This window comes from Streptomyces sp. NPDC048254 (assembly GCF_043201895.1).
Lineage (GTDB): Bacteria > Actinomycetota > Actinomycetes > Streptomycetales > Streptomycetaceae > Streptomyces.
The window spans coordinates 278,262-290,314 of the sequence record NZ_JBICZJ010000009.1; the positions used below are offsets into that span (position 1 = coordinate 278,262).

The following is a 12,053-nucleotide window of genomic DNA, read 5'->3' on the forward strand; positions in this document are numbered from 1 at the left end:
GAACCACAAGGTCTACACCACGCAAGTGGACTAGACCTCTTACGGGTCGGCGGGCCACACTGTTCCCGTGAGACATGTCATCGCCCTGGACGTGGGCGGCACCGGAATGAAGGCCGCGCTGGTCGGGCCGGACGGCGAGCTGCTCCACCGGGACCGCCGGTCGACCGGCCGCGACCGCGGTCCCGAAGCCGTCGTCGCCGCCATCCTCGACTTCGCCGCCGACCTGTACGCGTACGGCGAGAAGCACTTCGGCGAGGGCGCGGCCGCGGCCGGCCTCGCCGTCCCCGGCATAGTCGACGAGCCGAACGGCATCGCCGTCTACGCGGCCAACCTCGGCTGGCGCGACGTACCCCTGCGCGCCCTCCTCGCCGAGCGCCTCGGCATCCCGGTCGCCCTCGGCCACGACGTGCGCACCGGCGGCCTGGCGGAGGGCCGGCTCGGCGCGGGCCAGGGTGCGGACCGCTTCTTCTTCGTGGCGCTCGGCACCGGTATCGCGGGCGGCTTCGGCCTGGACGGCCGGGTGGAGTCGGGCGCGCACGGCTTCGCGGGCGAGATCGGCCACATCGTCGTACGACCGCAGGGCGCGCCGTGTCCGTGCGGGCAGCGCGGCTGTCTGGAGCGGTACGCGTCGGCGGCCGCGGTGAGCCAGGCGTGGGCGAAGGCCACCGGTGACCCGGACGCGGACGCGGCGGACTGCGCGAAGTCCGTCAGGTCCGGCGACCCGAACGCCGTCCGGGTGTGGCGGGAGGCGGTGGCCGCCCTGGCCGACGGCCTCGTCACGGCCCTGACCCTGCTGGACCCCCGTGTCCTGATCATCGGCGGCGGCCTGGCGGAGGCGGGGGATGTGCTGTTCGAGCCGCTGCGGGAGGCCGTACAGAGCCGGGTGACCTTCCAGAAGCTGCCGGCGATCGTCCCGGCGGCACTGGGAGACACGGCGGGGTGTCTGGGGGCCGGGCTCCTCGCCCAGGACCTGTTGACTACGACTACTACTCCGGAGGTAATGCCCTGATGGCTGCCAATGAGCGCAATGACAGCGCCCCGTCAGGGGCGCGGGGCAGCGCTGAATCTGCGGCTACCTCCGCGCGGGCGCGACCAGCCCCCACGCACCCGCACCCCGGGACGCACGGTCTGGTCCTCGACGGCGCCCGGGTAGTCCTCCCCACGGGAATCGTGGACAAGGGTCAAGTGGCTGTCGACGGCACGAAAATCGCCGCCACCGCCCCGGAAAACGCCCAGGTAATCGACGTCACCGGCCACTGGCTCCTGCCAGGATTCGTCGACATCCACAACCACGGCGGCGGCGGAGCCTCCTTCAGCTCCGGCACCGCGGAGGAGATCCTCACCGGCGTCCACACGCACCGCGTGCACGGCACCACCACCCTCGTCGTCTCCACCGTCACCGACGACATGGACGTCCTCGCCCGCCAGGCCGGCCTGCTCTCGGAGCTGGCCGAGCAGGGGGAGATCGCCGGTGTCCACTTCGAGGGCCCGTTCATCTCCCCGTGCCGCAAGGGCGCGCACTCCGAGGCGCTGCTGCGCGACCCGGACCCGGCGGAGGTCCGCAAGCTGGTCGACGCGGCGCGCGGCCACGCCAGCATGGTCACGCTCGCCACCGAACTCCCCGGCGGCATCGAGTCCGTACGGCTGCTCGCCGAGCAGGGCGTGATCGCCGCCGTCGGCCACACGGACGCGTCGTACGAGCAGACGCTGGAGGCGATCGACGCGGGCGCCACGGTCGCCACCCACCTCTTCAACGCGATGCCGCAGCTCGGCCACCGCGCCCCCGGCCCGATCGCCGCCCTCCTGGAGGACGAGCGGGTGACCGTCGAGCTGATCAACGACGGCACCCATCTCCACCCGGCCGCCCTGCAGTTGGCCTTCCATCACGCGGGCCCCGACCGGGTCGCGTTCATCACGGACGCGATGGACGCGGCCGGCAGCGGTGACGGCCGCTACCTCCTGGGCCCGCTGGAGGTCGAGGTCACGGACGGGGTCGCCCGGCTGGTGGAGGGCGGTTCCATCGCCGGGTCCACGCTGACCCTGGACCGTGCGCTGCGGCGGGCGGTGACCGTCGACCGGCTGCCCATCGAGCACGCCGTCGCCGCGCTGTCCGCCAACCCGGCCCGGCTGCTGGGCCGTTACGACCGCGTCGGCTCCCTGGAGCCCGGCAAGGACGCCGACCTGCTCGTCCTGGACGCCGACTTCACGCTGAAGGGCGTGATGCGGCAGGGCGCGTGGGTGGTCGTACCCGAACTGCGCTGACAAGGCGGGCCCCGCCACCTCGATGCGGTGGCGGGGCCGGGCCGGACCACTGGTCGTGTTCTCAGCGCCGCCCGTGGTCGAGGGCGGCGGCCTCGCGTACCGCGTCGGCGACGGCCCGGAAGTCCTTCTTCAGGATCGCGCCGTGATTGCTGGCGACCTTCGCGCTCAGCCGGAGGTTCGGGTTCCGCTCAAACACCTGGTCGAGACTGGCGCGGATCTCTTCCTGCTCGTCGCCCTTGCTGCCGAGGGACGACCCGGAGGCGAGCACGTACCGCACCGGGACGGTGATGCCGTCCAGCACGGGGCCCAGTTCGCGTGCGCGGGAGAGCCTGCCGAGCTCGATGTTGGAGTCCGCCATCTGGGCGGGGGTCAGCCGCGGGGTCAGGCCCGTCGGGCGCAGCAGCGGCATGAACCAGCCCATCCGCCGGAACAGTTTCCGGATCCGCTGCTCCATGGCCTCGTCCAGCCAGTCGTGCGGTGCCGCGCCGTCGACCAGGACCGCGCCCTGGGCACGTCCCGGATTCCGGGCGGCCCAGTGCGCCGCGACGACCGCCCCGTAGGACCAGCCCACCACCAGCGCCCGGTCCACACCTCTGGCCGCGAGAACGGCGTCGACATCCCGCACGGCGGCCTCGAAGGAGTAGTCCGCCGAGCGCCCCGACTTCCTGCCGCGGGCCCGTTCGTCGTAGGTGATGTGCCGCCAGCCCGTGCCCAGTTCGGCGACGACCCGCCGCCAGTACCCCTGCGTGGCGAACTGGCCGTTGAGGTAGACCACCGGGATACCGCTGCCGCCGGTGTCGGTGACGGCCAGGGCCGTGTCGTCGACCGGCACCATGCCGGTCCACTGCGAACCGGCCGGTGAAATGCTGTCCTGCGTCATCTGTTCCCCCTGCTGGTGTGAATCCTGATGGTGTGAACGTGTCCGGTGCCGCTGCTTCTTCAGAGGCTGCGGGCGGTGATGTCGCCGCGGGAGGTGGTGGCGCGGATGTCGAGTTCGGCGGTGCCGTCGTTCTTGAGGGCGTTGCTGACGCGGCCGTAGTCGGTCCCGGCGTCCAGGGCGGCCGAGACGCCGGCGGCGGCGCCGACCGAGATGTCGCCGTCCTGGGTGCGGAGCACGACCGCGCCGCGCACGGCCTCGGCGATCCGGATGTCGCCCCTCGCGGTGCTGATCTCCGCGGGGCCGCCCAGCCGACCGATCTCGACGTCGCCGTCGAGTGCGGTGAGGCGGACGCCCGCGGCCTCGTCGATCTTGATCCGGCGGTACGCGCCCTCGAACGCGATGTCGCCGAGGCGTCCGACCCCGCGCAGCTCGGCACCGGCGGTGCCGGCCTCGACGCGGGAGCCGGCGGGCAGCTGGACGGTGACCTCGACCGCTCCGGACGGGCCGAAGAGCTGGTTGCCGGAGGCCGCGGCGGTGATCCGCAGGACGCCGTCGGCGTAGGCGACGGTGGTCTGCTCGGCGGTCTTGACGTCCCGGCTCTTGTCGGGGTTGGCGGGCAGCACCTCGACGGTGGTGTCGGCGCGGTCCGCGGCGATGAGCTGGACGCGTCCGGCGGGGATCTCCAGGACGGCGGAGACCGGGGCGGGGGTGTCGAACTTCTGCATCGTCTTCTCCTGTGACTCGCTGTTTCCGATGAAGGAAAAGCTACGTTGCGTTCACTGATCCGGCAACAGGCTCGTTGCGAAAAATCGCCATCATTGCAGGCTAGAGTACGGAAAGTGTTGCATTGACTTTCGAGGTGAATGCAACGACGGCCATGCGTTCGTTGCAATGAATTGGAAGTGAACGCTATGCTGGAGGCCGCAGGGACCACCGAGGGCCACGAAGGAGACCGCGATGCCGGGAGGCAGGCTCACCCAGCAGGAACGCCGGCAGATCGCGCTGGGACTGGCCGACGGACTCGCCTACGCCGAGATCGCCAGAGGCCTCGACCGTCCGACCTCGACGGTCACGCGCGAGGTGCTGCGCAACGGCGGCCCCACCGACTACCGCGCCGACCTGGCCCACCGCGCCACCGAACGCCGCGCCCACCGGCGCAGGCAGACCGCGCCCCGAGGGACCGAGGCGCCTTTGCCGGCCCACGGACGCGACCCCGAGGCCGTGCGCGCGTACGAGGAGACCCTGACCGCCGTCATGATGGCTTCGGGCATGACGACGATGCCCGCCCGCGTCATGGCCTCCATCACCCTCACCGACACCGGCAGCCTCACCGCCTCCGAACTCGTCGAGCGCCTGAACGTCAGCCCGGCGTCCGTCTCCAAGGCGATCGCGTTCCTGGAGAGCCAGGGCCTCGCCCGCCGGGAACAGGGCGAAGGCCGCCGCGAGCGCTACATCGTCGACGACGACATCTGGTACCAGTCGATGATGGCCAGCGCCCGGTCCACCGCCAAGATCGTCGAGATCGCACGGCAGGGCGTCGGCGTCCTCGTCCCCGGCACCCCGGCCGCCACCCGCCTGGAGAACGTCGCCCGCTTCCTCGACTTCGTCAGCGAGAGCATCGCCCGCGCCGCGGAACAGGCCCGCGAGGTCCTCCACACCAAACCCGGGGCAACCTCCCCCGAGGGACGCCAACTCTAGGCCGGTCGCCGTCTCTTTGGCATGATCGAGGCCCCCGACGGACGGCACGGGCATGCACGAGGGAGGTCGCCCGGTGATCCTCACGGTCACGCTGAACACCGCTCTCGACATCACCTACCGGGTCGGCGCGCTGCGCCCGCACGCCTCGCACCGCGTCTCGGACGTCACCGAACGGCCGGGCGGCAAGGGCGTGAACGTGGCCCGGGTGCTGGCCGCGCTCGGGCACGGGACGACGGTGACCGGTTTCGCGGGCGGTGCGACCGGACGCGCGGTACGGGAGCGGCTAGCCGAGGTGCCGGGGGTACGGGACGCGCTGCTGCCGGTCGCCGGGGCGACCCGTCGCACCATCGCCGTCGTGGACGAACTGACCGGCGACACGACCCAGTTGAACGAGCCGGGCCCGCAGATAGCTCCCGCCGAGTGGGGCGCCTTCCTCGACCACTACGAGGAACTGCTGCCCGACGCCTCGGCGGTGGCGCTGTGCGGGAGTCTGCCGCCGGGAGTACCGGTGGGCGCGTACGCGGGGCTGATAAAGAGCGCCCGGTCGGCCGGTGTCCCCGTCCTCCTCGACACCAGCGGGGAGCCGCTGCGGCGCGGGGTGGCCGCCCGCCCGGACCTGGTCAAACCGAACGCCGCCGAACTGGCCGAACTCACCGGCTCCCACGACCCGTCACGCGCCACCCAGGACACCCGGCGACGCGGCGCCCGGACCGTCGTCGCCTCCCTGGGCCCACAGGGCCTGCTGGCCCTCACCCCTGAGGGCCGCTGGCATGCCGTCCCGCCCGCCCGGGAGCACGGCAACCCGACCGGCGCGGGTGACTCAGCGGTCGCCGGCCTGCTGTCCGGCCTGGTCGGGCAACTCCCCTGGCCGGACCGCCTGTGCCGCGCGGTGGCCTTGTCGGCGGCGACGGTACGGGCCCCGGCGGCCGGGGAGTTCGACCGCACGACCTACGAGAAGCTGCTCGGCCAGGTCACGGTGACCGGTGGGCCTGCGGCCGCTTAGTCCTTGTTCGTGTGCTTGCCCTGCCTCAGCCACATCTGGTCCAGCAGGACGTCGCAACTGTCGCCGCTCTGGCAGGACAGGGAGATAACGTTGCTGCCCTTGGTGAGGGTGGGGTACGTGAAGCTGGTCGTCCAGGCCTTGGTCGGGTCGCTCTGGCCCGTGTAGTTGTTCAGGGGGAACTTGCTGCCGAACGTCTTGCCGTTGATGGACAGCGTCATGCTCTCGTCCTGTACGGCGCTGTAGTGCGCGTAGACGGTGTAGAGACCGTCCGACGGGATGCCGTTGACCGTCCAGGTGACGCCGGCGCCGGTCTGGCTGAAGTTGGTGACGTAGATGCCGCCGTCGGACTTCGCGCCCTTGACGTCCGAGGCCGTGCTCGCGCCGCCGTCCAGGTGGAAGGTCTTCGCGTCGACCGGCGCGATATCGCCGGACGCCGACACCGAGCTGGTGCTCGACGGCGACGGTGAGGCGCTCTGGGACGCGGACACGGAAGGGGAGGTGTCGTTGCCCGCCTTGTCGTCGTCCGAGTTGCCGTTCATCATCGCGATGCTGATGCCTATGACGACGGCGGCGACGACCGCGACGGCGCCGATGAGGAGGCCCTTGGTGTTCGGGCCCCGGCCGCGGCCCGACGGCGGCATCTGCTGGCGGGTGGTCGGTGCGCCGCCCGGGAACGTCTCCGGGGCCTGGTAGGCGGCGGACGGCGGCTGCTGCGGGATGGTCTGGCCGCCATACGGCGGTGCCTGCGGTGCCTGCTGCTGTCCGCCGTACGTGCGCTCACCGACCGAGCGCACTCTGCTGACCGCGTTCGGGTAGCCGTAGCCACCGGAGCCGGACGGCGGCTGGGCCCCTCTGGCCTGGCCGTCGGCGTAGAGGTAGCCGAACGGGTCGTCGTCCTCGGGCGTGCTCGCGCCGTTGTCGCCGGGCGTCATCCCTTGGTACTCCTCAACAGGTGCGGGCGGATGCGGTACAGGTATTGAGAGTCGAGCCTACCCGGTCTGACTGAGCCAAACGGGTGACTCAGACCGCATCAATGCGATGACCTGCGGATCATCCGGCGCGGCGATGTTGTTTGGGACGAGATCGTTTCTCTACGTACATCCGCTCGTCGGCGGATTTCAGGACTTCGTCCGCCGTCATGCCGCAGTGCGCCCACCCGATGCCGAAGCTGGCGCCCACCCGGACCGCCCGGCCCTCGGCGCGGATCGGCTGGATGATCTCGTTGCGCAGGCGTACGGCGAGGTCCTGGGCGTCGGCCTTGCCGAGCCCGTCGGCGAGGATCACGAACTCGTCGCCGCCGAGGCGGGCCACCGTGTCCCCGTCGCGCACCCCCCGGCTGAGCCGCCGGGCGACCTCGATGAGGACCGCGTCACCCGCGTTGTGCCCGAACCGGTCGTTGATCGACTTGAAGCCGTCGAGGTCGCAGAAGAGCACCGCGAGCCCCTTGGCGCCGTCGTCGCGGCCCTCCTCGGGGGCGATGGTGTGCACATGGTGGTCGTAGCCGTCGTACGACTGGGTCGACGCGGCGAAGTCGAAGCCGTGGCCGTTGGCGTCGTAGGCGGGGTGGCCGTAGGCCGCGTCCAGGGACTCCATGCCGTCGGTGTCGGCACGCCGGCAGAGCCGGGAGGCGAGGCGGGAGCGGAGCTCGGCGGAGTTCGGCAGGCCGGTGAGGGAGTCGTGGGAGGCGCGGTGGGCGAGCTGGAGCTCGCGGCGCTTGCGCTCCTCTATGTCCTCGACGTGGGTGAGGAGGAATCGGGGCCCGTCGGCGGCGTCGGCGACCACGGAGTTACGGAGCGAGACCCAGACGTAGGTGCCGTCGCGGCGGCCGAGGCGGAGCTCGGCGCGGCCGCCCTCCGCCGAGGTACGCAGCAGGGTGCCGATGTCCTCGGGGTGGACCAGGTCGGAGAAGGAGTAGCGGCGCATCGCGGAGGCGGGGCGGCCCAGCAGGCGGCACAGGGCGTCGTTGGTGCGGAGTATTCGGCCGTGCTGGTCGCCGCCCATCTCGGCTATCGCCATGCCGGAGGGGGCGTACTCGAAGGCCTGCCGGAAGGACTCCTCGCTGGCGCGCAGGGCCTGCTGCTCGCGCTCCAGCCTGACCAGTGCCCGCTGCATATTCGCACGTAGACGCGCGTTGCTGATCGCGATCGCGGCCTGGAAGGCGTACATCTGCAGGGCCTCGCGGCCCCAGGCGCCGGGGTGCCGGCCGTTGCGCGGGCGGTCCACGGAGATCACGCCGAGCAGTTCGCCGCAGGAGCTGCCCGAGATGCCGGGCGTGTACATGGGGGCGAAGAGCCGGTCGGAGGGGTGCCACTCGTCCTCGAAGCGGGGCGCGGGGCCGTCGGTGTACCACTGCGGGACGTCGTCGTCGTCGAGGACCCAGCCCTCGGTGTGCGGTATGAAGACGAGGTCGCCCCACTTCTCGCCCATGTTCAGCCGCCGGTCCCAGGAGTCACGGGAGCCGACCCGGCCGGTGATCAGGGCCTCGGCGGCGGAGTTGCCGGAGAGGGCCGCGACCACGAGATCACCGTCGGGACGTACGAGGTTCACGCACGCCATCTCGAACCCGAGGGCGGTGATCACGCCGTCGGCAACGGTCTGCAGGGTGTCCGCCAGGCTGCGGGCCGTGTTCATGTCGGCCATGACCTGGTGCAGTTGTCGCAGGGACGCAAGACGGACGTAGGGTTCCGACTCGGTCTCCATGTTCGCCCTCCCCCCGAGGCCTCGCAGCGAATCAAGGGTCTGCTTCGGCGCTACTTTTCCCTGCCACTGAATCACAGCGCGCTGCCCACTCGGTACACAGGGTCAACAATAAATGCCCCTTGTGACTCAAGTCACAGGAGAACGTGAGCAATTGCGTGGAGTTTCTGCGTTTTACCTGTGCGTTTACTGAACACAGCCTTTGTGGGTGTGTGCACACGATGCACGTTACGGCCTTTCACCCCGCCCTTGGTCCTAGGACCCGGCTCGGGCCGATGGCCGATGCGGGCGCGCAGGGGCCGACATTAGCGTTTCCGGCGTGCTGAAGACTCCCTCCCCCACCGCCGCAGAAGCCACCGGGCATGCTGTGGGGGTGAGCAACGAAGCGTTCAAGGCCGCCCTGTCCCGGCTGGCCGCCGGTGTGGTCCTGGTGACCGCGCAGGAGCCGTCGCTGGACCCGGACGACCCGCTGGCGCCGACCGGCGAGGACGTCGGCATGACCGCCACCGCGTTCATGTCGGTGTCACTCGACCCGCCATTGGTGCTGGTCAGCCTGCGTGAGGGCTCCCGCATGGACGACCTGCTCGACGAACAGCCGCGGTGGGCGGTCTCCGTGCTGACCGAGAGCCAGCGCCACATCGCCGGCCGCTTCGCGATGAAGGGCCGCATCAGCGACCGCCTGCTCTTCGAGGACATTCCGTACGTACGCGGCGAGGCCTCGGGCGCACCCCTGGTCGGCGGCTCCCTCGCGACCCTGGAGTGCCGCACCGAGCAGCGGCTGACGGCCGGGGACCACACCCTCGTGATCGGCCGCGTCCTCACCGCCGAACTGCCGAGCACGGAAGGCGGACCGCTGATGTATTTCCGGGGCCGATACCGGCAGCTGGAATGAAACCGCACGGTCTGTTTTTCGATTTCCGCGGGCGCGCTTTCCGTGGGCGCAGACCGAAAGGCCGATCCGGGACGCGGTGCGACGCTATGCGCACGACGCTATGCGATGCGATGCGATCGCGAACGAATGGGAAAGACATGACCCGTGCCGGGCGATGGCCGACCGGTCGCGACCGAGAATCCCGGCGGGCTCCTGTTGATCTCACCGCGGGGAAGTTCCGGGGGAAGTTCCGAGGGTGGCCGTCAGGACCAGTCGCGGCCCGAGCGGCCCCGCTTGGTGTCCGAGCGCTGCTTCTTCTGGCGCAGCCGGCGTTCGTTGATGCCGCGCGGGATGCGGGTCGGCGTGCGGGGCTTGGGCGGGGGCGCGCTGGCCTCGGCGAGGAGGGCCGCGAGGCGTACGGCGGCGGTCTCGCGGTTGCGCCACTGGGAGCGGTGCTCGGACGCCCGTACGACGACCACGCCGTCGACGAGCCGCCCGGCCAGCCGTGCCAGCGCCCGCTCCTTCCACACCGGCGGCAGCGCCTCGGTGTTCGCGAGGTCGAAGCGCAGCTCCGCCTGCGAGTCACTGGTGTTGACGTGCTGGCCGCCCGGCCCGGACGACCGCGAGAAACGCCAGTTGAGCTCGGCCTCGGGGAGCGAGACGGAGCCACGGATGACATACGGACCGGACATGCCCCCATGGTCGCGCGTCTGACCGGCACACGTCACGCGATTATCGCCCGTCACCCGTTTGGCAAAGAAAGTAAAGCGACCTGGAACCTTCGGTACCCCTCGTGGCGTTCATACGGGTAGCTGTAGCTTCAAGCCCGTACGCCGCACGGCCGTACGCAAACGAGGGAAAGGACTCCCGACCATGGCTGTAAGCCTGTCCAAGGGTGGCAACGTCTCGCTCACCAAGGAGGCTCCAGGCCTGACCGCCGTCACCGTGGGCCTCGGCTGGGACGTCCGCACCACCACCGGCACGGACTTCGACCTCGACGCCTCGGCGATCGCGGTCAACACGCAGGGCAAGGTCTACTCCGACGCCCACTTCGTCTTCTTCAACAACAAGCAGACCCCGGACAACACGATCGTCCACACGGGCGACAACCGCACGGGTGAAGGCGCCGGCGACGACGAGGCGATCAACGTCAACCTGGCGGCCCTCCCGGCCGACATCGACAAGATCGTCTTCCCGGTCTCGATCTACGACGCGGAGACCCGCTCGCAGAACTTCGGCCAGGTCCGCAACGCCTACATCCGCATCATCAACCAGGCCGGCGGCGCCGAGATCGCCCGCTACGACCTCTCCGAGGACGCCGCCACCGAGACCGCGATGGTCTTCGGCGAGCTCTACCGCAACGGCGCGGAGTGGAAGTTCCGCGCGGTGGGCCAGGGCTACGCGTCCGGCCTGGTCGGCATCGCCCAGGACTTCGGCGTCAACGTCTGACGGTCGCTGCGCTGTGCGGGAGCCCCTGGTCGTGTGGGTACGGCCGGGGGCTCCTTTGTCGCTCCCACTATGCGACTGGACAGGTCAGTTCAGGGTTTGCCCAGTTCGGGGAGCAGGTCACCACGGCCAGAGACAGATACGAGGGACGTTCGAGGTAGAAGCCGTACGACACATCGGCGCCCGAGCGCAGTTGTTCGGCGGTGGCATTCACCAGTCGGGCGAGACGGTTGGTGTCCTGGTCCCGGTCTGCTGCGAAGCGGGGTGCGTACTCGGCCAGCTGCTCGCCGAGCCATGACGCGGCCTCCTTCGCCTCCTCCCACGTGCCACGAACCACGGAACGCGGCTTGATCAGCCAGTACGCCGTTTCCAGTGGCGGCAGATCCGAAATAGGGAACTCTGCGGCCACTTCGCGGTACCGCTGAATCAGTTCCAGCCTGCTTCCGGCAGGGGGCGGCTCAGGATGCGGGGGCCGTCGTAGCGCTTCCTGGTCGAAGCGGTCTTTCGGGCCGGTCCACAGGTAGCCGTGGTGATGCACGTGTCGTACCCGTTCCGAGAGGTGCCGGCCGGGCATGGACCCTGCACAGGGGATGGGCGGCCCGGCCGGCGGAGGGGGAGGATCAGACGTTGAGGCCGAAGCGCGCCGGGTCGCCCCCGGCCGCATCCAGTTCCTCCGTGGTGAACCGCAGCGGCTGAGCGTCCGGCCGCTTGCTGTCACCGAGGGCCCAGGCGTCGTCACCGATCCGCGCCAGGGTCACGCAACCCTCGGTGCACGGGCCGCCGCACGCCTCCACGAACGACGCCTCATTGATGTCGAGCGCATACAGATCGACTCCGTCCAGCATCACTGCACCTTCCTGCTCAACTGATCGCGGCCATGACTGACCGCCGCCGCCCGCAGAGGACGGGAGTCCAGGGATTCCACTTCGAGGGGGTGGGGTGGCTCTACTCGGCGCGGACGACCATGGCGAACGAGGTCCGGATGCGTCGGAAACCGGCGTGACCGGACCGGCCCGTGTGGCTCATGCACTCCATGTCGACGGGCGACGAGTCATCGGCGGGAGTGGCCTTCCAACCGCAGTGCAGACACTCGGCCTCGAACGTCGCGCCCGTGTCGGGATGCTCGGTGATCCGGTGCATCACGTACCGCATGGCCGCTCTGACGCTCACAGCCCACCCCTACGGCTCCGCGCGTT

14 protein-coding genes are annotated in these 12,053 nt (G+C 70.5%); 6 read left to right on the plus strand and 8 right to left on the minus strand.

Going from position 1 to position 12,053, the window contains the following annotated elements; all coding sequences use genetic code 11:
• The first annotated feature begins 67 nt into the window (after nt 1–67).
• The gene (locus ACGFZQ_RS25850; protein ID WP_393842300.1) at nt 68–1,009 is read left to right on the plus strand and encodes an ROK family protein; all 942 of its coding nucleotides are present in this window, start codon (nt 68–70) and stop codon (nt 1,007–1,009) included.
• A complete protein-coding gene (nagA, locus tag ACGFZQ_RS25855) occupies nt 1,009–2,262 on the plus strand; it encodes an N-acetylglucosamine-6-phosphate deacetylase (RefSeq protein WP_393842301.1) in 1,254 nt (417 codons plus the stop codon). Before ACGFZQ_RS25850 ends, nagA begins: the two co-directional genes overlap by 1 nt.
• 61 nt (nt 2,263–2,323) lie before the next feature.
• Here the strand turns inward: nagA and ACGFZQ_RS25860 are convergent, their stop codons facing one another.
• A complete protein-coding gene (locus ACGFZQ_RS25860; RefSeq protein WP_393842302.1) occupies nt 2,324–3,142 on the minus strand; it encodes an alpha/beta fold hydrolase in 819 nt (272 codons plus the stop codon).
• A gap of 59 nt (nt 3,143–3,201) precedes the next feature.
• Complete coding sequence (locus ACGFZQ_RS25865; RefSeq protein ID WP_393842303.1) at nt 3,202–3,867, minus strand: DUF4097 family beta strand repeat-containing protein; 666 nt, start codon at nt 3,865–3,867, stop codon at nt 3,202–3,204.
• 232 nt (nt 3,868–4,099) lie between these two features.
• Between ACGFZQ_RS25865 and ACGFZQ_RS25870 the strand changes: the two genes are divergently transcribed.
• Together ACGFZQ_RS25870 and ACGFZQ_RS25875 are read left to right on the plus strand one after the other, a co-directional pair.
• Entirely contained in the window at nt 4,100–4,840 is a 741-nt protein-coding gene (locus ACGFZQ_RS25870; protein WP_393842304.1) for a helix-turn-helix domain-containing protein, read from the plus strand.
• Nucleotides 4,841–4,913: 73 nt separating this feature from the next.
• Nucleotides 4,914–5,843, plus strand: coding sequence for a 1-phosphofructokinase family hexose kinase (locus tag ACGFZQ_RS25875; protein WP_393842305.1), 930 nt, complete (start codon nt 4,914–4,916; stop codon nt 5,841–5,843).
• Here the strand turns inward: ACGFZQ_RS25875 and ACGFZQ_RS25880 are convergent.
• Complete coding sequence (locus tag ACGFZQ_RS25880) at nt 5,840–6,775, minus strand: carbohydrate-binding protein (protein ID WP_393842306.1); 936 nt, start codon at nt 6,773–6,775, stop codon at nt 5,840–5,842. The genes ACGFZQ_RS25875 and ACGFZQ_RS25880 overlap by 4 nt on opposite strands.
• A gap of 118 nt (nt 6,776–6,893) precedes the next feature.
• Complete coding sequence (gene cdgB, locus ACGFZQ_RS25885) at nt 6,894–8,543, minus strand: diguanylate cyclase CdgB (protein ID WP_351737051.1); 1,650 nt, start codon at nt 8,541–8,543, stop codon at nt 6,894–6,896.
• A 316-nt stretch (nt 8,544–8,859) separates the two neighbouring features.
• Here cdgB and ACGFZQ_RS25890 point away from each other — a divergent pair, with 316 nt between their 5' ends.
• Nucleotides 8,860–9,432 (plus strand): flavin reductase family protein, encoded by a 573-nt coding sequence (locus ACGFZQ_RS25890; RefSeq protein ID WP_393842307.1) that lies wholly within the window; start codon nt 8,860–8,862, stop codon nt 9,430–9,432.
• A gap of 242 nt (nt 9,433–9,674) precedes the next feature.
• Here the strand turns inward: ACGFZQ_RS25890 and arfB are convergent, their stop codons facing one another.
• On the minus strand, nt 9,675–10,103 hold the full coding sequence (gene arfB, locus ACGFZQ_RS25895; RefSeq protein WP_351737047.1) for an alternative ribosome rescue aminoacyl-tRNA hydrolase ArfB: 429 nt from the start codon (nt 10,101–10,103) through the stop codon (nt 9,675–9,677).
• A 181-nt stretch (nt 10,104–10,284) separates the two neighbouring features.
• Here arfB and ACGFZQ_RS25900 point away from each other — a divergent pair, with 181 nt between their 5' ends.
• Entirely contained in the window at nt 10,285–10,860 is a 576-nt protein-coding gene (locus ACGFZQ_RS25900) for a TerD family protein (protein WP_351737045.1), read from the plus strand.
• 67 nt (nt 10,861–10,927) lie between these two features.
• Here the strand turns inward: ACGFZQ_RS25900 and ACGFZQ_RS25905 are convergent, their stop codons facing one another.
• The 3 genes from ACGFZQ_RS25905 to ACGFZQ_RS25915 form a co-directional block, all read right to left on the minus strand.
• Nucleotides 10,928–11,395, minus strand: coding sequence for a hypothetical protein (locus ACGFZQ_RS25905; RefSeq protein ID WP_393842308.1), 468 nt, complete (start codon nt 11,393–11,395; stop codon nt 10,928–10,930).
• An 82-nt stretch (nt 11,396–11,477) separates the two neighbouring features.
• Nucleotides 11,478–11,702: a DUF397 domain-containing protein gene (locus ACGFZQ_RS25910; protein ID WP_393842309.1), complete on the minus strand. Its 225-nt coding sequence runs from the start codon at nt 11,700–11,702 to the stop codon at nt 11,478–11,480.
• A gap of 100 nt (nt 11,703–11,802) precedes the next feature.
• On the minus strand, nt 11,803–12,027 hold the full coding sequence (locus tag ACGFZQ_RS25915) for a hypothetical protein (RefSeq protein ID WP_393842310.1): 225 nt from the start codon (nt 12,025–12,027) through the stop codon (nt 11,803–11,805).
• Nucleotides 12,028–12,053: the final 26 nt, after the last annotated feature.